Here is a 23,496-nt window from a genome sequence, read left to right as displayed (position 1 = left end):
CGCCGTCGGGACGGGCCGTGCCGACGATCGAGCTGTAGCGTGATCCGGGTCACAGGAGCTGCTGCTCCGTGTGGTGCAGCACGGGCCCGGCAGACCGGGGCAGCCGATCCTCGCCGTCGTGGTCGATGATCTCATCGAGTGGCCATCGGCTCCCCGGATCGCCGAGCGGGACCTACGGCGCGTACACGGCGACCTCCGGACGGCCACCTCGACCTCGACCGGGTCGCTCAAGCCTGATCGGGGGTCGACCGATGGAGTGGTGTGTTCCCGCTCATCGACCACCAGTCCTTCGTCCGTCCGGAGGCTGCCGCTCCCTCGGGTGACACCCGTCGGGCGATGATCCCGGCCGCACGCACCCCCGTCGCGGAGCGGCCCGCCCCCGGCGGCCTCTTCGCCCCGACCCTGCAGCGCTCCGCCGACGACCAGGCGCGCCTGTCGGTGCTCGTGGTCGACGGCGACCAACGCCGTCGCGAGGTGCTCACCCGCTCCCTCGCGGAGGCCGGCGCCGGCACCGTCCACGAGGTGTCGTCGGCCGACGAGGCCCGCCGTCGGGCCCGGACCGGACCGCCCTGCGAGCTCGCCGTCGTCGACCTGGGCCTCGCGGAGGGCGACGCGCTCGCCCTCATCGCCGAGCTGCGGGCCGACGGCTGGCGTGCCGTCGCGGTCGGCCCGGACGACCACGTCGCCGCACAGGCCGCCTTCGGCGTCGGCGCGCTCGCCTACCTGACCTCGGCCTCGGGCGTCTGCCGCGTCGTCGAACCGGACGCCGCGGCCGGGCCGCTCACCGGCTCGGGCACCCGCATCGCCGCCGTGGACGGCGCCCCACGCGAGCTCTCCCAGCGGGAGGCGCAGGTGCTCCAGCAGGTCGCCGACGGCCACTCCAACGCCGAGATCGGCACGGAGCTCGGCCTGTCCGCCCTCACGGTCAAGTCCCACCTCTCCCGCATCGGGCGCAAGCTCGGCACGGGCGACCGCGCCCAGATGGTCGCCCTCGCCATGCGGGCGGGCGTCGTCCGCTAGGGAGCACCACTACGGTCGTGCGTCGTGGATGAACTCGTGCACCTCGACGTCGCCGCGGGCCGCGCGACCATCACCCTCGACTCGCCGTCGAACCGCAACGCCCTCTCCGCCCAGCTCCGCCGCGAGCTGCGCGGACACCTGCAGACCGCCCTCGACGACGAGGCCGTGCGGGTGATGGTGCTGACCCACACCGGGTCGGTGTTCTGCTCCGGGATGGACCTCCGCGAGTCCCGCGGGGCCGGATCCGGCGACCAGGGGGTGCAGGAGTTCCCGGCCATCCTGCAGCTGCTGTGGGAGTCGCCGAAGCCGGTGGTGGCCCGCCTGGCCGGACCGGCGCGCGCCGGCGGCGTGGGCCTCGTCGCGGCCTGCGACATCGCCGTCGCGGCACGGGCGGGTGCGGACGCGAAGGGCTCGACGTTCGCCTTCAGCGAGGTGCGCATCGGCGTCGTCCCCGCCGTCATCTCGGTGACGGTGCTGCCGCGGCTGCTCTCCCGGGCCGCCCACGAGCTCATGCTGACCGGCGAGGTGTTCGACGCCGACCGGGCCGCGGCCGTCGGCCTGCTCAACGCCGCCGTCGATCCGGGCGAGCTCGACGCTACCGTCGACCGCTACGTCGACATGCTCGCCCTGGGCGCCCCGCAGGCGCTCGCCGCGACCAAGGAGATGCTGCGCCGGACGCCGGCGCCGGACATGGCCGCCGAGTTCGACACCATGCTCGCGCTGTCCGCCGACTTCTTCGCCTCCGAGGAGGGGCAGGAGGGGATGGCGGCGTTCGCGGAGAAGCGTCCGCCCCGGTGGGCTCCGCCCTCGTGAGCACTAACGGTCGCCATGGCGACCATCAGTGCTCACCTGCGGAGCACATCGAGCACGATCACCAGCAGGATCAGCGCGACCAGGGTGCCCGTGACCCAGAGCCGGGCGTAGCGGCGGTCCACTAGTCGGTTGCGCCGCTGCGGCGCTCGAGGGCCGCGAGCCGCCACGCGACCGTGCGCTCGACGAGGGTGTCCACGAGCGCGGCGAGCGCCCAGCAGGCCGGGCCGAGGACGCCGATCACGATGATCACCTGCAGCGTGAAGTCGAGCTGGGTGAGCCACAGCTCGACCCCGTCCCACCAGGTCGCGACGGCGTGCAGCACGCCGCCACGGTACCGGGCCGCCGAGATCGGGCTCCGCCGCGCTCCCGTCGTCCGGGCACATCGGGGCGCTCCCCGATAGGTTCGGCCCCATGTTCGCCGTCTACGCGTCCGAGCCCAACGCCGACGATCCGCTCGCCTCCCTCGTCGTGGGTGAGCGTCCCGACCCGGAGGTCCCCGAGGGCTGGGTGCGGGTCAAGGTCGAGGCCGCGAGCCTCAACATGCACGACCTGTGGACGCTGCGGGGCGTCGGCATCAAGCCCGAGCAGTTCCCCATGATCCTGGGCTGCGACGGCGCCGGCACGCTCGACGACGGCACGCCGGTCGTCCTGCACTCGCTCATGGGCGACCCGGACTGGAAGGACGACGAGACCCTCGACCCGAAGCGCAAGATGCTCACCGAGTGGGCGCAGGGCAGCTTCGCCGACTACGTCGTCGTCCCGAAGCGCAACGCGCTCCCCCGCCCCGAGGGCATGTCCGCCGTCGCCGGCTCCGTCATGGGCACGGCCTGGCTGACCGCCTACCGCATGCTGTTCACCAAGTCCGGCCTGCGCGGCGGGCAGACGATGCTCGTGCAGGGCGCCTCCGGCGGCGTCTCCACCGCCCTGATCGCCCTCGGGCGCGCCGCGGGCATGCAGGTCTGGGTCACGGGCCGCACCGAGGAGAAGCGCGAGCTCGCGCTGCGCCTCGGCGCCCACCAGGTCTTCGAGTCCAACGGCAAGCTGCCCGGCAAGGTGCAGGCCGTCTTCGAGACCGTCGGCGAGGCCACCTGGAAGCACTCGGTGCGCTCCCTGGTGCCCGGCGGCACGATCGTCTGCTCCGGCGCCACGTCGGGCAACCAGCCGCCCGCCGAGCTCGCCCAGATGTTCTTCCTGCAGAAGAACCTGGTCGGCTCCACGATGGGCACGCTCGACGAGCTGCGCGACCTCCTCGACTTCGTGGCCACGACGGGGATCACCCCCGAGATCGGCCAGGAGCTGCCGATGACCGAGGCCGCCACCGGGTTCCGCGCCATGTCCGACGGCGAGACCGCCGGCAAGATCGTCTTCACCCGCTAGTTCCCCTTCCCGACGACGGGTCCCGCCGCGGGACCCGTCGTCGGGATGTTTAGCCCCCCGTCTCCGGGGAATGCCGATGTCCCAGGGTTGAGCAACCAGTTCTGGTTCCGGGCCTGCCTCTTCAGGTGGCCCCTGCTCCCCCGTCGTGGTTCACACCGCAGCCAGGCGGACCGCATCCCTTGCGTGTCTTGCGTGTCTGTGAGGTCTGCCCGTGTCCGAACGCACCAGCGCTTATGACCAGTACGCCCCGCAGCTCGAGGAACTCGCCTCGCTCCCGCTGGGACACCCTCGCCGGGACCAGCTGACGGCCGAGCTCACCGACGCGTTCCGGCCCGTCGCCCGCAACATCGCCCGCCGCTTCTCGCGTCGGGGCGAGGCCGTCGACGACCTCGAGCAGGTCGCCGCGATCGGCCTGCTGCACGCCCTGCGGCGCTTCGACCCCGAGCAGGGTCGCGACTTCCTGTCCTACGCCGTCCCCACGATGATGGGTGAGGTCCGGCGCCACTTCCGCGACGCCGCCTGGGCGATCCGCACGCCGCGTGGCGTGAAGGACCGCTACCTGCAGGTCGGCACCGCGTCGACCACCCTCGGCCAGCAGCTCGGGCGCGCCCCCACGGCCACCGAGCTCGCCGAGCACCTCGGGATCGACCGCGAGGAGGTCATCGAGGCCATCTCGGCGCACCACTCCTACCGGCCGGACTCGCTCGACTCGACGCTCACGCAGGGCACCGACACCACCGTGGCCGACGTGCTCGGACACGACGACCCGGACCTGGCGCACGTCGAGTCACGGGCCCTCGTGCGCGACCTCGTCGGCACCCTGCCCGAGCGCGAGCGCACCATCCTCGTGCTGCGCTTCGTGCACGAGAAGACGCAGTCCGAGATCGCCGAGCGCCTGTCGATCTCCCAGATGCACGTGTCCCGGCTGCTCGCCCAGACCCTGGAGCGCCTCCGCGAGCGCGCCCGGGTCCGGGAGGCGACGTCGTCCGGTCAGTCGTCGTCGGTGATCGCGAGGAGCGCCTGAGCCACCGCGTCGTTGGCACGGAAGCTCAGACTGTTCGTGTTCGGCCGGGTGAAGGCGCCCGGCAGCCGGACGGTGGTGTGCGGGCCGATCGCGAAGAGCCGCGGGTGCGGCTCCTGCTCGGGCCCGGTGAGCACCCGGTGGTCGGCCGGGTCCACCGGGAGGAGCCCCGTGGAGTGCTCGACGACGCCCGAGTAGTCGTCGCCGCGCGTGCACGCGTTCCAGCTCAGCGTCTCCTCGTCGACGAGCCCGGCCCGCATCAACGACCGCAGCATCGGGTCGGAGGTGCGGCGCACGCTCGGTGAGGCCAGGCGCGCGTCGACGAAGGTCGTGGCCCGGGTCGGCGGGCCGTCGAGCGCCGCGCCGGTCGCGACGAAGGTGCCGTTCTCCTCGTCGATCTCCACGCTCAGCCCCGAGCCCAGGAACGTCACGTACCCGGCCCGGTTCAGCGCGAGCAGCTGCCGCAGACGCGGTCCGGGCGGCCCGCTCGCGAGCGACGAGAACAGGTTCTGCCACCAGCCGAGGTCCCGGGCGCGGGACTTCGCCGTGAGCGCGCCCCGGCTCGTCAGCTCCACCGACTGCATGTAGGCGCTCAGGATCGCGACGAACGCGCCCAGCTCCTCGGTGTGCCGCGGGTCGACGTGCCGGGCCAGGTCGTCGCTGATGTAGGTGCGCAGGAACTTCTGCAACGTGTCGCCGTCGGTGCGCAGACCGTCGAGCGGCCGGTCGAGGTGCTCGAAGTCCAGCCGGTCCGCCTCGTCGGGCACGGACGCCTCGACGAGCCGTTCCCGCTCCGCGGAGTACCAGTCGACGTCGGCGTACGCGGCGGCGAAGGTGTCCCAGTCCCCGGCGACGCGGTCGGGGTGGCCGTGGAACAGCTCGTGGTACCAGCCCCAGCCGGCCTCCTTCGCGATCAGCGGCCAGGCATCCGCGCGCAGGCTGACGCCGCCCTGTCGCGCGGCGAGCTCGTCGATCTGGTCGGGCCCGAAGAAGCGCGGCAGCGGCGGGCGCGGACCGAGCAGGCCGTACTCGGTCTTCGCGTGGTACGGCACGCCACGGCCGGAGCCGACGTGCAGCGACACCTCCCGCCCGCTCGGGACGTAGGTCAACCGCCCCCGGCCCGACCCGTCGTCGGGACCGTCCGGGTCCTCGACGAACCGACCGCCGCGGCCCTCGAAGAGCAGCACCATGAGGTCGATGAACGCGAGGCCCATGCCCCGCGCGATGACCGTCTCCCCGGCCGGGATGGCATCGAGGTCGGAGTCGGTGGTCTGCTCCGGGGCGAAGTAGTGCAGACCGAGACGCCGCGAGCAACGCAGAAGGGCGATCTCGTCGTCGGTCGGGGACGCGTCGAGGTGGCCGGACGCGAGCACGACGGCGTCGGCGGTGAGCACCTCGCCGTCCTCGAGGCGGACGCGGCGCACGTCGCCGTCCTCGATCCCGACGGCGCGCTGCTCGTGCACGTGCACGTGGACGCCCTCGGGGGCGGAGTCGAGGACGCGCGCCAGGACGTCGGCGAGGTAGTGGCTCTGCAGCTGGCGGGTGGGGAAGGTGCTCCCGGTCAGCGAGCGGACCTCCTCGCCGACCCGGCCCTCCGGCTCGGAGTGGGCGTCGCGGACCTCCTCAGCCCACTCGATGAGGCTCGGGCCGGGGACGATCGGCCCTGCGCACGTGACCGAATCGTCGGTCCACATCGTGACGTCGGCGGCCATGGAGTTCATCCACAGCAGCTCGGACTGCCGGGTGCGCCACACCCGGCCGGCGCCGGCCGGGTAGGGGTCGACGAGGTGGACGTCGAGCGGGTGGTCCGCGTCCACCCCCGCCGCGGGGGCGCCGGCCACGAGCCGTTCCAGCACCCCGGTCCCGCGTGGTCCGCCACCGACGATCACGACCGAACGCGTCATCCCTCCGACGGTAGGCGCGGCACCCGGTTGCGGCCACCGGATGTGGCGCGCTCCCGAGCGAAGGGTCCCCTCGCTCGAATAGGCGGGCCGTGGGCGCCCATCGCCAGGTCGGCCTGGAACGATCGAAGGGCCCCTTCGCGCGATCTGTTCGCGCGAAGGGACCCCTCGGTCACGTCGGACTAGCGGGTCGGGCGCTCCCGGCGGTCACGGCTCGGGCCGCGACGCTCCGGGCGCGGGCCGGAACCGGCCCGGTCCGAGTCGGACGCACGGCGCAGGCCCATCGGGCGACCGGCCACGCGCGCCCGCTGGAGGCGCTTGACGACGGGCTCGGGCACGTCGGCGGGCAGCTCGACCAGCGTGTGGTCGGTGCGGATGTCGATGTGGCCGATGTGCGCCGAGTCGAGGCCCGCCTCGTTGGCGATGGCGCCGACGATCGCGCCGGGCTTCACGCGCTGGTTGTGCCCGACCTCGATCCGGTACGTGTCGGTACCGGAGCCGACGTTCCAGGACGAGGCCGTGGTCGGGCGCTTACCCTGGCCGCGACCCGGCTTGTCGTCCCGCACGCGCTTGTCGCCGCGTACCGGGGCCACCGGGAGCTCGTCGACCAGGAGCGGCTTGCCGCCCTGGGCCATCTTCGCGAGAGCGGCGGCAAGGGCCAGCGGGTCGACGTCGTGCTCGGCGACGTACTCGTCGATGACGCGCCGGAACACGTCGATGGAGTCGCCCCCGTCGTCGTGACCCTCGAGCTCGGCGGTGATCCGGGTCGCGAAGCGCGACCGGCGGCGGGCGTTGACCTCGTCGGTGCCGGGCACCGACATCTCCTCCGCCTTCTGGCGGGTGGTGTTCTCGATCGCGCGCATCAGCCGGATCTGGCCGCGCGTGACGAACGAGATCGCGTCGCCGGACCGGCCCGCACGCCCGGTGCGCCCGATGCGGTGCACGTAGGACTCGGGGTCCGTCGGCAGGTCGTGGTTCACGACGAGGGTGATGCGCTCGACGTCCAGGCCGCGGGCGGCGACGTCGGTGGCGACCAGGACGTCGATCTTCCCCGAGCGGAGGTCGGCGATCGTCTTCTCGCGCTGGACCTGCGACAGGTCACCCGAGATGGCGACCGACGAGAACCCGCGGCGGTTGAGCGCCTCGGTGACGTCGGTGGTGTTCTGCCGGGTGCGCACGAACACCAGGGCGGCGTCGAAGTCCTCGACCTGCAGGATGCGGGCGAGGGCGTCGGCCTTCTGGCGCTCGGGCACCACGACGTAGCGCTGGCGGGTGTTCGCCGCGGTGGTCGTCTTGCCCTTGATCGACACCTCGGCGGGCGCGTTCAGGTGCTTGCGGCTGACCTCGCGGATCGCCGTCGGCATCGTGGCGGAGAAGAGCGCCACCTGACGGTCGGCCGGGAGCAGGCCGAAGATGTTCTCGACCTCCTCGAGGAAGCCCATCTGCAGCATCTCGTCGGCCTCGTCGAGCACGAAGTACCCGACGTCGGTGAGGTTGAGGGTGCTCTTCTCCAGGTGGTCGGCCACGCGACCGGGCGTGCCCACGACGATCTGCGCGCCGCGGCGCAGCGACGAGAGCTGCGGGCCGTAGGGCGCGCCGCCGTAGAGCTGGACCACGTGGACGTGGGGCAGGGCCGTCGCGAACGACTCGATGGCCTCGGCCACCTGGATCGCGAGCTCACGGGTCGGCGTCAGGATGAGGGCCTGCGGGGCGCGCACGCTCGGGTCGATGCGCGAGAGCAGCGGCAGCGCGAAGGCCGCGGTCTTCCCGGTGCCGGTCTGCGCCAGGCCGAGGACGTCGCGGCCGGAGAGCAGCAGCGGGATCGTCTCGGACTGGATCGGCGTCGGGGTGTGGAAGCCCTGCTCGACGAGGGTGGAGATCACCCGGTCGTCGAGGCCGAGCGCGACGAAGCCGTTGGCGGGCTCGTCGGTCGACGCGTCGTCGGAGTCGACGAACGGGTCGAGGGGGAGGTCGGAGTCGGACAGGACAGCAGCGTGGGTCACAGATCTCTTTCAGGGAGGGGTTCGTCGGACGGTGAGAGCTGTCCGCGGACCCGTCACACACGCGATCCATCCCAGGCCGACAGCTCGGCACCTACATGACCATCGTACGCGAGGCGCCCCCACCCGACGTCGGGAAGGGCCTTCCCGACGCCGAGCGATGGCTCACTTCTTGCCGGACTTGGCCTTGTCCACGGCGTTCTGGTCGGTGGAGAGCGCGGCCACGAAGGCCTCCTGCGGGACGTCGACCCGGCCGATCGTCTTCATCCGCTTCTTGCCCTCCTTCTGCTTCTCCAGCAGCTTGCGCTTGCGCGTGATGTCGCCGCCGTAGCACTTGGAGAGCACGTCCTTGCGGATCGCGCGGATCGTCTCGCGGGCGATGATCTTCGCGCCGATCGCGGCCTGGATCGGCACCTCGAACTGCTGGCGCGGGATGAGCTCGCGCAGCTTCGAGGCCATCGAGTTCCCGTAGGCGTAGGCGGCGTCCTTGTGCACGATCGCGGAGAACGCGTCGACCGCCTCGCCCTGCAGCAGGATGTCGACCTTGACCAGGTCGGCCGCCTGCTCCCCCGCCGGCTCGTAGTTGAGCGACGCGTAGCCCCGGGTCCGCGACTTCAGGATGTCGAAGAAGTCGAAGATGATCTCGGCGAGCGGCATCGTGTAGCGCAGCTCGACCCGACTGTCGGACAGGTAGTCCATGCCCTCGAGCTGGCCGCGACGCGACTGGCAGAGCTCCATGATCGGGCCCACGAACTCGCTCGGGGCCAGCACCGAGACCTTGGTGATCGGCTCGTAGATCGTGCGGACCTTGCCGTCGGGCCAGTCGGCCGGGTTGGTCACCTCGGCCTCGCTGCCGTCGTCGAGCTCGAGCCGGTAGACGGTGTTCGGCGCGGTGGAGATGAGGTCGAGTCCGTACTCGCGCTCGAGCCGGTCGCGCGTGATCTCCAGGTGCAGCAGCCCGAGGAACCCGCAGCGGAACCCGAAGCCCAGTGCGGCGGAGGTCTCCGGCTCGTAGGACAGCGCGGCGTCGTTGAGGCGCAGCCGGTCCAGCGCGTCGCGCAGCAGCGGGTAGTCGCTGCCGTCGATCGGATAGAGCCCGGAGAAGACCATCGGCTGCGGGTCGGCGTAGCCCCCGAGCGGCTCGGCGGCGCCGCGGCGCTCCCACGTGACCGTGTCGCCGACGCGGGACTGGCGCACGTCCTTCACGCCGGTCATCAGGTAGCCGACCTCGCCGACGCCGAGCCCCTGACAGGGCTTCTGGTCCGGCGAGATGATCCCGACCTCGAGCAGCTCGTGCACCGCGTTCGTGCTCATCATGCGGATGCGCTCGCGCGGGGTGATCTTGCCGTCGACGACGCGGATGTAGGTGACGACGCCGCGGTAGGTGTCGTAGACCGAGTCGAAGATCATCGCGCGGGCCGGGGCGTCGGGGTCGCCGACCGGGGCCGGGATGCGGCGCACGGCCTCGTCGAGCACCGCGCCGACGCCGTCGCCGGTCTTGGCGCTGATGCGCAGCACGTCGTCGGGCTCGCAGCCGATGAGGTGCGCGATCTCCGCCGCGTACCGGTCCGGCTCGGCCGCCGGCAGGTCGATCTTGTTCAGGACCGGGATGATCTCGAGGTCGTGGTCGAGCGCGAGGTAGAGGTTCGCGAGCGTCTGCGCCTCGATCCCCTGCGCGGCGTCGACCAGCAGGATCGCTCCCTCGCACGCGGCGAGGGAGCGGCTCACCTCATAGGTGAAGTCGACGTGCCCGGGGGTGTCGATGAGGTGCAGGACGTGGTCGCGCATCTCGCCGTCGGGCCCCGCGGCGTACCAGGGCAGACGCACGTTCTGCGCCTTGATGGTGATGCCGCGCTCGCGCTCGATGTCCATGCGGTCGAGGTACTGCGCGCGGTAGGCACGGTCGCCCAGGACGCCGGTGAGCTGCAGCATCCGGTCGGCCAGCGTCGACTTCCCGTGGTCGATGTGCGCGATGATGCAGAAGTTGCGGATCCGGTCCGGGGGCGTGAACGTCTCGTCGGCGTAGCCCACGGTGCCCGGTCGGCCAGGGGTCTTGGTCGACTGCTGGGTGGTGGTCTCGGTCAACGAGGTCACGCCTTCCTGCTGGTGCGGTGTCTGCTCCATCGTCCCACGCCACCCCGACGGTCATCGTCGGTGAGGCCCGTTGGTAACCTGGGGCCTACTGCGCCGTGCGGGCTGGACGCCTGTTGCGCGCCCGCACGAAGACACCCCAGCGATCAAGAGGTTCGAAAGCCCCGTGGCGAACATCAAGCAGCAGGTCAAGCGTAACCGGAAGAACGAGGAAGCCCGCCAGCGCAACAAGGCGGTCAAGTCCGAGATCAAGACGGCCATCCGTCGCTACCGCGAGACCGTCGAGTCCGGCGACGCCACCGCCGCCGACGAGCGTCGCCGCCACGCCGCGCGCCTGCTCGACAAGGCCGTGAGCCGCGGCGTGATCCACAAGAACCAGGCCGCGAACAAGAAGTCGCGCATGGCCCACCGTGCGACCACGTTCACGGTCGACGCGAAGGCCGGCAAGACCCCGGCCTAGTCCCTTCCCGACGACGGGCGCCTCCGGTTCCGACCGGACGGCGCCCTTCGTCGTTTCCGGGGCCCGCGAGATTCACATCAGGCAGGCCCGCGGGCCGCGGGAGCTGCCTCACGTGACTCTCGGGGCGCGGCCTGCTGTGCGCCCCATCCCGAGGTGCACACCAGGCATCCGCGCCGGCCGCGGAAGCTGCCTCATGTGACTCTCGCGCCGGACCTCAGCGGCGGCGCGACTGCCCGGCCAGCTCCGCGAGCTCCGAGGTGGCCCGCTCCAGGGCGTAGGACGCGTCCGCGGCGACGCCCTTGACGTCGGCGTTCACGTCCGCGACCAGTGCCATCGCGCGCGTGAGGCCGGGGGCGTCCCAGCCGCGGGCCTGCCCCATCGCCTTCTTCACCTTGAACGGCGGCATCCGCAGTCGGCTCGCCAGCGCCCCCGGGTCGCCCCTCCCGGCCGCCGACACCCGCGCGATGGTGCGCACCGCATCGGCCAGCGCATCGGCGACGAGGACGTGCGGCACCCCGGTGTCCAGGGCGTAGCGCAGCGCCTCGAGCGCTCCGGCCCGGTCGCCCGACACGGCCTTCTCGGCCACGGCGAACCCCGTCACGTCCGCGCGCCCCCGGTGGAAGCGGCGCACCGACTCGGCATCGACCTGCCCGCCCGAGTCGCTGACCAGCTGCGACGCCGCGGCCGCGAGCTCACGCAGGTCGGCGCCGACCGCCTCCATGAGCAGGCTCAGGGCCTCCCCCGTGATGCCGCCGCCGGACTGCCGGACCTCGTTGCGCACGAAGTCGGCCCGCCGGTCGTTCTCCCAGGGCTTGAACTTCGCCGCCTCGCTGACCGCGGCGCCGGCCTTCTTCAGGCCGTCGACCAGCGCCTTCCCCTTCGCACCGCCGGGGTGCACGACGACGAGCGCGACCCCGTCGGTCGGCGCCTTCGCGTACTCGACGAGCACGGTGGTGACCTCGGCGTTCGCGTCCTGCGCCGCCTCGAGCACCACCACCCGGGACTCCGCGAACAGCGACGGGCTCACCAGCTCCGCCAGCACCCCCGCCGTGATCTCGTTGGCCCGCAGGGTGCGGACCTCGACGTCCGGGTCCTGACGGCGGGCCGCGACGATCGCCGTGGACACGGCCCGTTCGACGAGCAGGCCCTCGTCGCCGACGACGAGCCGCACGGGCGCGAGTTCGTCGGCGGGTCTGCTCCGGGCGCGAGGTGGCACGTCCTCATCCTCGCACCGCCCCCCGACAGCGTGGTGTGGGCAACGCCCGCGCCGGTGGCCCCGTGTGCTCCGGGTGCCGTAACGTGCCCGGAGCGCGACCACGGGCCCCGGCCCGGCGGACGCCGACAACTGCATACGGCTCATCCAGAGGGGTAGAGGGAACGGCCCGACGACACCCCGGCAACCGGCGGCGCGGATCTGAACGCGCAAGACCGGTGCCAATTCCGACCCGCCGAGAGGCGGGGAAGATGAGGAGAACACTCTTCCATGACCTTGACTGCGCCCGACCAGACGTCGACCGGCTACGACCTCGGCCCGGCCGCCGCCCTCTCGTGTCGCGCCTGCGGCCACCGCACCCCGCTCGCCCCGGAGTTCGCGTGCCCGCAGTGTTTCGGGCCCCTCGAGATCGCGTACGACTTCCCGGCGATCACCCGTGAGGAGATCGAGCGGGGCCCGAAGTCGATCTGGCGGTACAAGAAGCTCCTCCCGGTGCCGACCACGGTCGAGGACCACCCGAACATGGACCCGGGCTTCACCCGACTCATCCGCGCCGACCGGCTCGGCGCCGAGCTCGGCATCCGGAACCTCTGGGTCAAGGACGACACGGGCAACCCGACGCACTCCTTCAAGGACCGCGTCGTCGCGGTGGCCCTCGCCGCCGCCCGCGAGCTCGGCTTCACCGTCCTGGCCTGCCCGTCCACCGGGAACCTGGCCAACGCCACCGCCGCCGCGGCCGCCCGCGCCGGCTGGGACTCGGTCGTGCTCATCCCCTCCTCGCTGGAGCGGGCCAAGGTCCTCATGACCGCCGTGTACGACACCAACCTGCTCGCCGTCGAGGGCAACTACGACGACGTGAACCGCCTGGCCACCGAGCTCGCGTTCGAGCAGGAGGACTGGGCGTTCGTCAACGTCAACGTCCGCCCCTACTACGCCGAGGGCTCGAAGAGCCTGGGCTACGAGATCTCCGAGCAGCTCGGCTGGCGCGTCCCCGCGCAGACCGTGATCCCCGTGGCCTCCGGCTCCCAGCTCACGAAGATCGACAAGGCGTACGGCGAGCTGGTCTCGCTCGGGCTCGTCGACGCGGCCGACTGGAAGATCTTCGGCGCCCAGGCCGCGGGCTGCTCCCCCGTGTCGACCGCCTTCCGCGAGGGCACCGACGTCGTCCGGCCGCAGCGGCCCGACACGATCGCCCGCTCGCTCGCGATCGGGAACCCGGCCGACGGCCCCTACGTCCTCGACACCGTCCGGCGCACCGGTGGCGCCGTCACCGACGTGACCGACGACGAGGTCCGCGACGGCATCCGCCTGCTCGCCCGCACCGAGGGCGTCTTCGCCGAGACCGCCGGCGGCGTGACCGTCGCGAACGCGAAGAAGCTCGTCGAGACCGGACAGCTCGACCCCGACGCCGACACCGTCCTGCTCATCACCGGCGACGGGCTCAAGACCCTCGACGCGATCGAGCACCAGGTCGGACCGAAGGCCACGGTTCCGGCGACCTCGAAGGCGGTCCGCGAGGCCCTGGGCATCTAGCGCCGCCGCGGGTCCGGCAACGGGTCGCCCCGGGCGACCACCGCCGGACCCCGCAGGCCCGGCACGAGCGCGAGGTCCCCGCTCTCGTCGGTCCGACGTACCAGTGCGCCGGTCCCCGCGAGCAGACCCACGACCGACGGGTTCGGGTGCCCGTAGGAGTTCCCGCGACCGACGCTGACCAGCGCCAACCGTGCCCCCGGCGCGACCAGGAACGGCGGCAACGAGGACCGCGACCCGTGGTGCGGGACCTTGAGCACCTCCGCCCGCAGGTCCACCCCGGCGGCGAGCAGGGCGTCCTGGGAGGACCGTTCGGCGTCGCCGGGCAGCAGCACCCGCCCGAGCGGGGTGCTCGCCCGCAGCACCAGCGACGTGTCGTTCACCTGCGACCCGTCGTCGGCGTCGACGTGCGGGCTCGGGTGCAGCGGCCCGAGCACCTCCAGCACCAGTCCCGGCCACCGCAGCACCATCCCCCGCTCCATCCCGACGACGGGTGCTCCCGCGGCCCGGGCGCGCGCGCCCACCTGCGCGAGGGTGGCGGCCGGTTCCCGCACCGGGCCGACCGCCACCGCCGCGGTCGACCGTGCCCGCAGCGCTCCCGCCAGCCCGCCGACGTGGTCGACGTGCAGGTGGGAGAGCACGACGAGGGCCAGCGACCGCACCCCGAGGCGCGCGAGGCACCGGTCCACCGGCCCCGCGTCCGGGCCGGCGTCGACCAGCACCGCCCGCCCCGGCTCACCGGTCGCCAGCACGAGCGCATCGCCCTGCCCGACGTCGCACGCCACCACCGTCCAGCCCGTCGGCGGCCAGCCGACCGGCACCACCCGGGTGGGCACGAACACCAGCAGGAGCCCGACCGCGGCGGCGAGCGCCACGAGTCGGACCCGTCGCCACCGCAGTGCAACCGCGCCGAGCGCCACCAGGCCCGCCAGCGCCAGACCACCGACCACCCCACCGGGCCAGCCGACCGTGGCGCCGTCGACCCCGGCGCACCGCCGCGCGACGACGACCAGCCACGAGACCTCCGGCCCGGCGAGCCACACCGCCGCGTGCGCACCCCACGTCCACCACGGCGCGCACAGCGCCGCCACCACACCCAGCACCGTGGCGGGCGCGACGACCGGGGCCACCAGCAGGTTCGCCAGCACGGCGACGAGGCTGACCTCGCCCGAGAGCCCCGCCACCACGGGCGCCGTGACCACGTGTGCCGCCACCGGCACCGCGAGCGCCTCGGCCACGACCGGTGGCACCCGTCGCGCCCGCAGGGCGGCGACCAGCGGCGGAGCGAGGAGCACGAGGGCCCCCGTGGCCAGCACCGAGAGGGCGAACCCGGCGTCGGTGGCCAGCGACGGGTCGACCAGCAGCAGCCCCACGACGGTCGCCGCCAGCGCGGGTAGCACCGACCGGCGCCGTCCGAGGGCCAGGGCCAGCAGCACCACCGCGCCCATCGCGCCCGCCCGCAGCACGCTCGGCGACGGCCGCGCCAGCACCACGAACCCGACCAGCGCCACCGCCGCCAGTGCCGCCGCCGTCCGGGGTCCGAGCCGGGCCAGGCGCACCAGCAGCAGCACCGCCCCGAGGACGAACGCGACGTTGGACCCGGACACCGCCGTGAGGTGCGTCAGCCCCGCCGTCCGGAAGTCGTCGGCGAGGTCGGTCCCGACGCCCGAGGTGTCCCCGACGACGAGGCCGGGCAGCAGCCCCGCCGGATCCTCGGGGAGCACCGCGCGGGCGGCGTCGCGCAGGCCGGCCCGCAGGTCGCCCGCCGCGACCTGGACCGGTGGAGGCGGTCCGACCTCGCGCGGCGGGCCGCGGGTCCGCAGCACCGCCACCGTGAGGTCGCCGCGGGACGACGCCGCGAGCGACCCGCTCGCCGTGGCCCGCTGCCCGGGGAGGAGCCCGACCCAGCCCTCGGCCGGCGCGAGCAGCACGACGTGCCCCTCCCCCGCCCAGCGGCCGCCCCCGGTCTGGGCCGTGACGAGATCGGCGCGGACGACCACGCGGGGCCCGCCGAGTCCCGACGAGCGCAGCGGTGCCGGGTCGTCGGTGAGCACCACCTCGAGCGTCGCCGCCGACCCCGAGGCCGCCGCCGCGCGGACCGGGTGGTCGGCGACCCGGAACGCCGCCGCGGACGCCACCCCGCCGACGGCCGCCGCGCACGCACCAGCGGCGAACAGGCCCGCCGCCCACCGCCGGTCCCGCCGCGCGATCCCCGCCCCGACCCCCACCAGCGCGAGCAGGACGACCGCCGCACCCGGTCCCCAGCCGAGGCCGAGCGCCACCAGCACCGCACCCCAGGCCCCGAGCGCCGCGGGCACGAGGCGGGCGTCGAGGCGCGGCCGGTCCTCGTCGGGGCCGGTCACACCCGCACCAGCTCGCGCAGCGTGCCGAAGCGGGCCTCGCCGATCCCCGGGATCTCGCGCAGCTGCTCGACGGCGCCGAACCGCCCGTTCTGCGTCCGCCAGTCGAGGATCTTCTTCGCGGTGACCGGCCCGACGCCGGGCAGCCCGTCGAGCTGCTCGAGGGTGGCCGCGTTGAGGTCCAGCTTCCCGTCGCCCGCGGGGGCCGCCGCGACGGCCGGCGCCCCGGGGACCGCCGTCGGGCCCGGGGCGGGAGCCGGCGCCCCGACCACGATCTGTTGCCCGTCCACCACCCGCGCGGCCAGGTTCAACGACGTCAGGTCGACCTTGGGCAACGCCCCTCCGGCCGCCTCCACGGCCTCCCCGACCCGCGCCCCGTCGGGCAGGGTCACCAGACCCGGGCGCTGCACCTTCCCCGCGACGTGCACCACCACCGGCGCACCCGCCACCGGGGGCGGCGCCGACGCCGGTGCCGACGCCGGGGACGACGGCGCCCCCGCCACCACCGGCAACGCCGGGACGGGCTCGGCCACCGGCCGGCCACCCCACACCCCGATGCCCGTGACCACGGCCGCCACCACCACGACCGCCGCCAGCGCGACCGCCCCCCACCGGCCCGGGTCCCAGCGCGCCGCGGCCCACGACGCGGGCAGCCACCGGGCGACCCCGCGCGTCGGCGGGTCCCACGCGCTCGCGCGGAGCGGCTCGCTCTCCGGGACGTCCTCGACGTAGGTGAGCCCGGCTCCCGGCGTGCCGGGCGGCGCCGTCGGCCAGCCCTGCCGCCCCTGCCGCACCGCCCCGTCGTCGGGAAGGGCGGCCTGCAGCCGGAGCCGGGGATCCTGGGTCACCCGCCCGACGTTAGGAGCGTCGGGCCGTGTCCTCCCAGGTCAGCGCGTCGGCCTGTGGATCACCGGGGTCGGCGGTGCCACTGGGGACAACTCGCTGCGACGGACGGAGCAACCCCGCGACGGCCTCTCCGACCAGTCGATGGGCCGGCCAGCCCCAGTGGATACCGTCGGGGTTGCCGTGCCCGCCGAGCACGTGCTCCGCGACGAGCGGCGCCACCTCCAACGGCCGCACCCCCGTCGACGCCGCCCACGTCCGCATCGCCGCGACGTGCGCCGACCGCCCGGGATGCACCCCGCCGTACAGCGCGGACCGGTGCACCGACGGCAGCAGCAGCACCACCGGGGCGTGCGGACGCAGGGTCGTCACCGCCACCCGGATCTGCTCCAGGCACCGCACGGTCTCCCCGGGCGGCAACGCGGTCGGCCGCCCCCGCGAGAGCCGGACGAGCCGCGCGTGCCGGTCGCGGTAGAGCCGGCGCGCCCGCGCGGCCAGCGACGGCGGACGGAGGACCGGGATCAGCTCGCGCACGGCCGTCGGCAGCGGCGAGGGCAGCGAGTCCATCCCGCCGATCCCCAGCACCACGGCGTCCGCGGTCCGCACCGACGCCCACACCCGCGGGTCCGTGCGCACCGCGGTCCAGGCGTGCCGGGCGGTCCACCCGAGACCCGCGTGCAGGTCGGTCGAGGTCCCGAGGCACGCACCGGCGACCCGGGGCCACAGCCGCGGCTCGTCGACCGGGTGCGCGGTGCGGGGCCCGTGGAAGCTCAGCGAGTCCCCGAGCACCAGCAGGGTCACACCTCGGCGCCCCACCGGACGAGTCGCCAGCGGTCGATCCGGTACTCCAGGACGGCGCACCGGCAGTTGCCCAGGGGTGCCAGCGCGCCCCAGTGCTCCGTCGGGATGCCGAGGAAGCCGCAGGTCAGCGCCAGGATCACGCCGCCGTGGGCGACGAGCAGCGCCGTGCCCTCGAGGTCGGCGTCGAGCAGCTCGTGCAGCACCGGCAGCGCCCGCAGGTAGGCGTCGTGCCGGGACTCGCCGTCGGGCGGGCGGTACTGCGCGTCGGTCCGCCAGGCGTCCATCCCGCCGGGCCAGCCCGCGTCCACCTCGCTGTCGACGAGGCCCTGCCACCGCCCGACGTCGGTCTCGCGCAGCCGGGGCTCCTTGCGCGGCTCGACGTCGAGACCCTCGGTCGCGGCCGCGGCGGTCTGCCAGGCCCGGGTCTGGTCGGAGGCGATCACGACGACGGGTGCGAGGTCCCGGACACCGGGCGCGGTCGCGTCGGCCTGCGCCTCCCCGGTCGGGTCCAGCGGCGGGTCGAGGCGGCCCTGCATGCGGCGCTCGGCGTTCCACGCGGTCCGCCCGTGCCGGAGCAGGACGATGCGGCTCAGCACCCTCGGCTCACTCCGCGCTGCGCGGCAGCGAGACCTCGGCCGGCAGGTCGATCTGCGGGCAGTCCTTCCACAGCCGCTCCAGGCCGTAGAAGTCGCGCTCGTCGGTGTGCAGCACGTGCACCACGACGTCGCCGAAGTCCAGGAGCACCCACCGGGCCTCCTGCGTGCCCTCGCGGCGCACCGGCTTGACGTCCTCGCCCCGCAGCCTCTCCTCGACGTTGTCGACCACCGCCTGCACCTGGCGCTCGTTCGGCGCGGAGGCGATGACGAAGCAGTCGGTCAGCGGGAGGCGTTCGGAGACGTCGATCGCGACGACGTCCTGGGCGAGCTTGTCGGCGGCGGCCAGGGCCGCGACCTCGGCCAGGCGGAGCGCGTGATCGGTGGCGGCCATCGCGGTGAGCTTACCGCTGTCCGCGTTTCGCTGTCGGTGGTCGGGTTCATACTCCGGTCATGGGAGACCCCGCGACGACGCAGACCTCGGCGTTCGGGGACGGCCTCGCCCAGGGGCCGGACCTCGAGGCCGCCGCCGAGACCGCGGTGGCCGCCGCCACCGCACCGCTGCAGGGCCGTCGGCCCGACCTGATGTCGGTGTTCGTCTCGCACCCCGACCCGGACGTCGCGGCGGCCGTCGGACGGCAGGCGATGCAGATCGCGGGGGCCACCACCACCCTCGGGTGCCGCGCCTCCGGGGTGATCGGGGACGGGCGCGGGGTCGAGGACGCGCCGGCGGTCTCGGTGTGGGCCGCCTCCCTGCCGGGCGTGCGGGTCACCCCGTTCCACCTGCAGGCGGCGCGTCACGAGGGCGGGATCTCGGTCGGCGGCATGCCGGTCCCCGCCGAGGACGACGCCGTGGCCGTGCTGCTCGCCGATCCGTTCACGTTCCCGGCGCAGGGCTTCGTCGAGCAGTCCGGGCAGGCGCTGCCGGGCCTGCCGCTGGTCGGCGGTCTCGCCACCGCGCCGGTCGGCAGCACGGCGCTCGGACCCGCCCGTCCCGGCCCGGGCGGGGCGCGGCTGTTCCTCGACGGTGAGGTGCACGAGCGGGGCGCCGTGGGCGTGCTGCTCGGCGGGGACGTGGCCGTGCGCACGCTGGTCAGCCAGGGCTGCCGGCCGATCGGGCCGGCGATGACCGTCACCGGCTCCTCCGGCTCGCAGCTGACCTCCCTCGCGGGGGCGCCGGCCTACCGCAAGCTCGAGGAGATCCTGCGCGAGCTCGGCGAGGACGACTCGGCCCTCGCGATGCGCGGGCTGCACCTCGGGATCGCGATGGACGAGTACGCCGACGAGCACGGCCGGGGCGACTTCCTGGTCCGGGGCGTGGTCGGGGCCGACGAGGAGGCGGGGACGGTGACCGTGGGGGACGTCGTGGAGGTGGGCCGCACCGTGCGCTTCCACGTCCGGGACGCCTCGACCGCGGGCGAGGACCTCGACGCGCTCATGGCGCTCACCGCGACCGACGCGCCCGCGGGCGGGGCGCTCCTGTTCTCCTGCACCGGCCGCGGCCGGGTGATGTTCGGGGACGACGTGTCGCACGACGTCCGCGCCATCCGCCGGGGCCTCGCGCCGCGCGTGGCCGGGTTCTTCGCCGACGGCGAGATCGGACCCGTCGCGGCGAAGAACCACCTCCACGGGTTCACCGCGTCGGTGCTGGCCTTCGGCTGACCCCGACGACGGGTCCTCAGCGCTTCTGCGGGTGGATCGTCTCCCCTCGCTCGAGCATCGCGACGTACTCGGCGATGCGGCGCTCCCGGGTCCGGGTCGTCTTCAGCTGCCCCAGCCGGTGGGTCAGCGCGTAGCGGTTCTGGCTGGTCAGCGTCTCGAACATCGCCGCCGCGGCGGGTGAGGCCGCGATCGCGGCGGCCAGGTCCTCGGGCACCGTCGCCGTTGCGGGTCCGGCGTAGGCCGCGTCCCACCGCCCGTCGGCGCGGGCCCGCTCGACCTCCGCGAGCCCGGCGTCGTGCATCCGCCCCTCCTCGGTGAGCCGCGCGACGTGGCCGACGTTGCGGGCCGACCACGGGGACCGGGCGCGGCGCGGGGTGAACCGCTGGAACGATGTCAGCGCGTCCCGACGACGGGCCTGGCCGTCGATCCACCCGAAGCACAGCGCCTCGTCGAGCGCCGTCGCGTAGGTGAGCACCGTCGGCGGCTCCGGCACCGCGAGCGCCGCCTTCTTCGCGAGCACCAGCCACACCCCGGTCGGGTCGGCATGGTTGGCCTCGAGCCAGAGCCGCCACGCCCCGGCGTCGGGAAGGAGGAGTTCCGGCTGGTCCACGGCGGGCCATCCTGCCGTGCCCGCCGCGACGAGGTCGACGATGTGGCTTCCCTGCCACTGGATGACAGCAACGACGCTTCGCTGCCACCGGGGTGGGCCCAGGGGGCGAGGTGCTACCCCAGGTGCTCCAGGCGGGACGGCGGGCGGCCGTCGCGGTAGAGGCCGCGCTTGGCGATGTACTGCACCACGCCGTCGGGCACGAGGTACCAGACCGGCTCGCCCTTGCCCACGCGCGTGCGGCAGTCGGTGGACGAGATCGCCATCGCGGGCACCTCGATCAGCGACACCGCGCCCTTGGGCAGGTGGTCGGAGACGAGCTCGAAGCCGGGGCGGGTGACGCCGACGAAGTGCGCGATGCGGAACATCTCGTCGGCGCGGTGCCAGGAGAGGATCTGTTCGAGGGCGTCGGCGCCGGTGATGAAGAAGAGCTCGTCGTCGGGGAAGATCGCGGCGAGGTCGTGCAGGGTGTCGACGGTGTACGTGGGCCCGACGCGGTCCACGTCGACGCGGCTCACGGTGAAGCGCGGGTTCGACGCCGTTGCGACCACGGTCATGAGGTAGCGGTCCTCGGCCGGGGTGACGTCGGTCTTCGACTTCTGCCACGGCTGCCCGGTGGGCACGAAGACGACCTCGTCCAGGTCGAACCGGCTCGCCGCCTCGCTCGCCGCCACCAGGTGACCGTGGTGGATCGGGTCGAACGTCCCGCCCATCACCCCGACACGCATCGTCGTCTCCGCTCCAGCTCAGACCGGGAGCAGTCCGCCGACCACGCCGGCGAGCTGGGCCGCGGTGCGGCACTCGTGCATCGGCATGACCCGGCCGTACTCGATCGCCGCCGAGTCCCCGGTCCCCCACTGCCGTTGCGGCTCGGGATTCAACCAGTGCGCGTGCCGCGCCTTCCCGACGACGGTGGACAGGACCCCGAGCGCCGGGTCCTGATGGTTGGTGCGGGCGTCGCCGAGGACCAGCAGCGAGCTGCGGGAGGTGACGGCGTCGGGCCAGCGATCGGCGAAGCGCTCGAAGGCGCGGCCGTAGTCGGAGTGGCCGCTCCACGCGACGAGCCCGCGCCGCGAGTGCACCTCGGTGAGGATGCCGGCGAGGTCGGCGCCCGGGGTGAACAGGTCGGTGACCTCGACGCACCCGTCGACGAAGCAGAAGATCCGGATGCGGGAGAACTGCTCGCGCAGCGCCTGGACCAGCATCATCGTGAAGTGGCTGAACCCGGCCACGGAGCCGGAGACGTCGCAGAGCAGCACCAGCTCGGGCCGCCCGGGGCGCGGTCGGCGGTGCTCGAGCTTGACCGGGACGCCGCCGGTCGACATCGAGCGGCGCAGGGTGCGGCGCATGTCGATCGGGCCGCGATGCGCCCGACGACGGCGGGCGGCGAGGCGCGTCGCGAGGTGGCGACCCAGGGGCGCGACCCGTCGTCGGAGGTCGGCGAGGGTGTCGGCGCCCGCGGAGAGGAAGTCGGTCTGCTCGGCCTGGCGCCGCACCCCGGTGCGGGCCGCGGCCTCGCGGCCCCGGATCTCGCTGCCGCGCCGGGTGGTCTCGCCCTGCACCAGGCGGCGGAACTCCGCGATGCGCGCGCGGGTCTCGCGGCGGGCGACCTCCTCGGCGAACGGGCTGTCGGCCGCCTCGGCCTGGCGTCGGGTGCGCAGCTCGGCGAGCACGCGGGCGAGCAGCGTCTCGGGCTTGACGCTGTTCAGCGCCTGGTAGGAGGAGAAGCCCGACGGCGGGCCCTGCGCGCCGTCCTTCCCCGGCCCGCCGGACCCGCCCGCACCCGGCCCGCGTCCGGCCCCGAGTCCCCCGAGGCCGTCGACGACCGCGCGGGCGAGCTCGGAGAGCGCCGCGGCGTCCCCGTCGACGAGGAGTTCGGCGAGCAGGTCGCGCAGGGCGTCGACGTCGACCGAGCCGTCCTCGGCGTAGGGCAGCGCGACCTCGCCGAGCGCCGCCCCCTGCCCGAGCGGCCACCAGAGCTCGAAGAGGGCGTCGAAGGTCTGCCGCTGGCCGCTGCGGCGCAGCAGCGCGGCGGCGAGGCCCTCCCGGAGCTGCTCGCGGCGCAGGAGGTCGACCTCGGCCATCACCGCGGCGGCGTCGACGGTCTCCCCCGGCCCGACGTCGACGTGGTGGCGGCGGAGGGCCTGCACGAAGTCGACGAGGTGGGCCGGGAGGCCGCGGGCAGGGGCGAGCGGAGCGACGGGGGACGGATCCGGGGTGCCCATCAGTTCAACCGCAGCTCGGCGGACGCCTTGACCAGGTCCGCGCGGTGCTTGAGGACGACGTTCAGGCTCTGCCGGACCGCGTCGTCGTCGACGGTGTCCAGGCCGAGGGCGACCAGGGTCCGCCCCCAGTCGATGGTCTCGGACACCGACGGCGCCTTGCGCAGGTCCAGCCCGCGCAGCACCCCGATGATCCGCACCAGCTCCCCGGCGAGCGCCTCCCCGAGCTGCGGGACGCGGGAGGCGACGATCCGGCGCTCGAGTTCGGCGTCGGGAAAGTCGAGGTGGAGGAACAGGCAGCGGCGCTTGAGCGCCTCGGAGAGCTCGCGGGTGGCGTTCGAGGTGAGCAGCGTGAAGGGCCGCTGCGTCGCGGTGATCGTGCCGAGCTCGGGCACCGTGACCTGGAAGTCGCCGAGCACCTCCAGCAGCAGGCCCTCCACCTCGACGTCGGCCTTGTCGGTCTCGTCGACCAGCAGCACGGTCGGCTCGTCGCGCCGGATCGCGGTGAGCAGCGGGCGGGTGAGCAGGAACTCCTCGGAGAAGACGTCGTCGCGGGTGGCGTCCCAGTCCTGGCCCTGGCTGGCCTGGATGCGCAGCAGCTGCTTCGCGTGGTTCCACTCGTAGAGCGCGCGCGCCTCGTCGATGCCCTCGTAGCACTGCAGCCGGACGAGCCCGGCGCCGCAGGCCTCCGCGACGGCCCGCGCGAGCTCGGTCTTCCCGACCCCCGCCGGGCCCTCCACCAGCAGCGGCTTGCCGAGCCGGTCGGCGAGGAACACCGTCGTCGCCACCGCTGTCGAGGCGAGGTAGCCGACGTCCGCGAGACGGCTCTGGACGTCCTCGACGGAGTCGAAGAGAGTCGTCCGGCCGGTCGCGTCGCTGCCCACGAACCGCATCCTGCCCGGAGATCGTCGAGTTGTCCCCCGCTGATCTTGCGGGACTCGCGACACCCGCCGTCGGGTCGGAGATGTACGGCGTCGGGCGC

21 protein-coding genes and 1 riboswitch are annotated in these 23,496 nt (G+C 74.0%); of the genes, 7 read left to right on the top strand and 14 right to left on the bottom strand.

What is annotated here, in order from left to right:
- The first annotated feature begins 339 nt into the window (after positions 1–339).
- Entirely contained in the window at positions 340–1,020 is a 681-nt protein-coding gene (locus tag BJ983_RS00680) for a LuxR C-terminal-related transcriptional regulator (protein WP_425484800.1), read from the top strand.
- Positions 1,021–1,044: 24 nt separating this feature from the next.
- On the top strand, positions 1,045–1,833 hold the full coding sequence (locus BJ983_RS00675) for an enoyl-CoA hydratase-related protein (protein ID WP_179792031.1): 789 nt from the start codon (positions 1,045–1,047) through the stop codon (positions 1,831–1,833).
- A gap of 121 nt (positions 1,834–1,954) precedes the next feature.
- Here BJ983_RS00675 and BJ983_RS00670 read toward each other — a convergent pair whose 3' ends face one another.
- Positions 1,955–2,155 (bottom strand): hypothetical protein, encoded by a 201-nt coding sequence (locus tag BJ983_RS00670; RefSeq protein WP_343053575.1) that lies wholly within the window; start codon positions 2,153–2,155, stop codon positions 1,955–1,957.
- 89 nt (positions 2,156–2,244) lie between these two features.
- Here BJ983_RS00670 and BJ983_RS00665 point away from each other — a divergent pair, with 89 nt between their 5' ends.
- Positions 2,245–3,210, top strand: coding sequence for a quinone oxidoreductase family protein (locus BJ983_RS00665; RefSeq protein WP_179792030.1), 966 nt, complete (start codon positions 2,245–2,247; stop codon positions 3,208–3,210).
- 211 nt (positions 3,211–3,421) lie between these two features.
- Positions 3,422–4,234, top strand: coding sequence for a SigB/SigF/SigG family RNA polymerase sigma factor (locus BJ983_RS00660; RefSeq protein WP_179792029.1), 813 nt, complete (start codon positions 3,422–3,424; stop codon positions 4,232–4,234).
- Here the strand turns inward: BJ983_RS00660 and BJ983_RS00655 are convergent.
- The 3 genes from BJ983_RS00655 to lepA all read right to left on the bottom strand — a co-directional run bounded on the left by BJ983_RS00655 (position 4,201) and on the right by lepA (position 10,163).
- The gene (locus BJ983_RS00655; RefSeq protein ID WP_179792028.1) at positions 4,201–6,135 is read right to left on the bottom strand and encodes an FAD/NAD(P)-binding protein; all 1,935 of its coding nucleotides are present in this window, start codon (positions 6,133–6,135) and stop codon (positions 4,201–4,203) included. The genes BJ983_RS00660 and BJ983_RS00655 overlap by 34 nt on opposite strands.
- Before the next feature lie 179 nt (positions 6,136–6,314).
- Positions 6,315–8,135 (bottom strand): DEAD/DEAH box helicase, encoded by a 1,821-nt coding sequence (locus BJ983_RS00650; protein ID WP_179792027.1) that lies wholly within the window; start codon positions 8,133–8,135, stop codon positions 6,315–6,317.
- A gap of 162 nt (positions 8,136–8,297) precedes the next feature.
- Complete coding sequence (gene lepA, locus BJ983_RS00645) at positions 8,298–10,163, bottom strand: translation elongation factor 4 (RefSeq protein ID WP_179797224.1); 1,866 nt, start codon at positions 10,161–10,163, stop codon at positions 8,298–8,300.
- 226 nt (positions 10,164–10,389) lie between these two features.
- Here lepA and rpsT point away from each other — a divergent pair, with 226 nt between their 5' ends.
- Positions 10,390–10,683: a 30S ribosomal protein S20 gene (gene rpsT / locus BJ983_RS00640; protein WP_179792026.1), complete on the top strand. Its 294-nt coding sequence runs from the start codon at positions 10,390–10,392 to the stop codon at positions 10,681–10,683.
- 214 nt (positions 10,684–10,897) lie between these two features.
- Here the strand turns inward: rpsT and holA are convergent, their stop codons facing one another.
- Positions 10,898–11,899 carry a DNA polymerase III subunit delta gene (gene holA, locus BJ983_RS00635; protein ID WP_179792025.1) on the bottom strand — a complete coding sequence of 334 codons (1,002 nt, stop codon included), beginning with the start codon at positions 11,897–11,899 and terminating at the stop codon, positions 10,898–10,900.
- Positions 11,900–12,036: 137 nt separating this feature from the next.
- Positions 12,037–12,154: riboswitch (SAM riboswitch) on the top strand.
- 12 nt (positions 12,155–12,166) lie between these two features.
- Here holA and thrC point away from each other — a divergent pair.
- Positions 12,167–13,429: a threonine synthase gene (gene thrC / locus BJ983_RS00630; RefSeq protein WP_179792024.1), complete on the top strand. Its 1,263-nt coding sequence runs from the start codon at positions 12,167–12,169 to the stop codon at positions 13,427–13,429.
- Here the strand turns inward: thrC and BJ983_RS00625 are convergent.
- The 5 genes from BJ983_RS00625 to rsfS are packed head-to-tail and all read right to left on the bottom strand — an operon-like array spanning position 13,426 to position 18,417.
- Entirely contained in the window at positions 13,426–15,789 is a 2,364-nt protein-coding gene (locus tag BJ983_RS00625; RefSeq protein ID WP_179792023.1) for a ComEC/Rec2 family competence protein, read from the bottom strand. The two genes, thrC and BJ983_RS00625, sit on opposite strands and share 4 nt — an antisense overlap.
- Complete coding sequence (locus BJ983_RS31995; RefSeq protein WP_179792022.1) at positions 15,786–16,634, bottom strand: helix-hairpin-helix domain-containing protein; 849 nt, start codon at positions 16,632–16,634, stop codon at positions 15,786–15,788. The genes BJ983_RS00625 and BJ983_RS31995 overlap by 4 nt, the downstream gene beginning before the upstream one ends.
- 10 nt (positions 16,635–16,644) lie before the next feature.
- Positions 16,645–17,430, bottom strand: a complete 786-nt coding sequence (octT, locus tag BJ983_RS00615; RefSeq protein WP_179792021.1) for a diglucosylglycerate octanoyltransferase — start codon at positions 17,428–17,430, stop codon at positions 16,645–16,647.
- Complete coding sequence (locus BJ983_RS00610; protein ID WP_179792020.1) at positions 17,427–18,026, bottom strand: histidine phosphatase family protein; 600 nt, start codon at positions 18,024–18,026, stop codon at positions 17,427–17,429. The genes octT and BJ983_RS00610 overlap by 4 nt, the downstream gene beginning before the upstream one ends.
- 7 nt (positions 18,027–18,033) lie before the next feature.
- Positions 18,034–18,417 (bottom strand): ribosome silencing factor, encoded by a 384-nt coding sequence (gene rsfS, locus BJ983_RS00605; protein ID WP_179792019.1) that lies wholly within the window; start codon positions 18,415–18,417, stop codon positions 18,034–18,036.
- Positions 18,418–18,476: 59 nt separating this feature from the next.
- On the opposite strand from rsfS, the gene BJ983_RS00600 reads away from it, so the two are divergent.
- A complete protein-coding gene (locus BJ983_RS00600) occupies positions 18,477–19,685 on the top strand; it encodes an FIST signal transduction protein (protein WP_179792018.1) in 1,209 nt (402 codons plus the stop codon).
- A gap of 16 nt (positions 19,686–19,701) precedes the next feature.
- Here the strand turns inward: BJ983_RS00600 and BJ983_RS31990 are convergent, their stop codons facing one another.
- The 4 genes from BJ983_RS31990 to BJ983_RS00580 form a co-directional block, all read right to left on the bottom strand.
- Positions 19,702–20,295: a YdeI/OmpD-associated family protein gene (locus tag BJ983_RS31990; protein ID WP_179792017.1), complete on the bottom strand. Its 594-nt coding sequence runs from the start codon at positions 20,293–20,295 to the stop codon at positions 19,702–19,704.
- Between the two features lie 113 nt (positions 20,296–20,408).
- On the bottom strand, positions 20,409–21,020 hold the full coding sequence (nadD, locus tag BJ983_RS00590) for a nicotinate-nucleotide adenylyltransferase (RefSeq protein WP_179792016.1): 612 nt from the start codon (positions 21,018–21,020) through the stop codon (positions 20,409–20,411).
- Positions 21,021–21,038: 18 nt separating this feature from the next.
- Entirely contained in the window at positions 21,039–22,517 is a 1,479-nt protein-coding gene (locus BJ983_RS00585; RefSeq protein ID WP_179792015.1) for a VWA domain-containing protein, read from the bottom strand.
- On the bottom strand, positions 22,517–23,407 hold the full coding sequence (locus BJ983_RS00580; RefSeq protein WP_179792014.1) for an AAA family ATPase: 891 nt from the start codon (positions 23,405–23,407) through the stop codon (positions 22,517–22,519). The genes BJ983_RS00585 and BJ983_RS00580 overlap by 1 nt, the downstream gene beginning before the upstream one ends.
- Positions 23,408–23,496 lie beyond the last annotated feature (89 nt).

This window comes from Actinomycetospora corticicola (assembly GCF_013409505.1).
GTDB classification, from domain to species: Bacteria; Actinomycetota; Actinomycetes; order Mycobacteriales; family Pseudonocardiaceae; genus Actinomycetospora; species Actinomycetospora corticicola.
The sequence above is the reverse complement of the archived record's forward strand: the minus strand, read 5'-3'. Positions and strand labels throughout refer to the sequence as shown.

Excerpts from the sequence above, each read along its gene's own strand:
- BJ983_RS00655 (WP_179792028.1), bottom strand. The coding sequence starts at position 6,135 with ATGACGCGTTCGGTCGTGATCGTCGGTGGCGGACCACGCGGGACCGGG.
- BJ983_RS00580 (WP_179792014.1), bottom strand. The coding sequence starts at position 23,407 with ATGCGGTTCGTGGGCAGCGACGCGACCGGCCGGACGACTCTCTTCGAC.
- nadD (WP_179792016.1), bottom strand. The coding sequence starts at position 21,020 with ATGCGTGTCGGGGTGATGGGCGGGACGTTCGACCCGATCCACCACGGT.
- thrC (WP_179792024.1), top strand. The coding sequence starts at position 12,167 with ATGACCTTGACTGCGCCCGACCAGACGTCGACCGGCTACGACCTCGGC.
- BJ983_RS00600 (WP_179792018.1), top strand. The coding sequence starts at position 18,477 with ATGGGAGACCCCGCGACGACGCAGACCTCGGCGTTCGGGGACGGCCTC.
- BJ983_RS00585 (WP_179792015.1), bottom strand. The coding sequence starts at position 22,517 with ATGGGCACCCCGGATCCGTCCCCCGTCGCTCCGCTCGCCCCTGCCCGC.
- rsfS (WP_179792019.1), bottom strand. The coding sequence starts at position 18,417 with ATGGCCGCCACCGATCACGCGCTCCGCCTGGCCGAGGTCGCGGCCCTG.
- BJ983_RS00665 (WP_179792030.1), top strand. The coding sequence starts at position 2,245 with ATGTTCGCCGTCTACGCGTCCGAGCCCAACGCCGACGATCCGCTCGCC.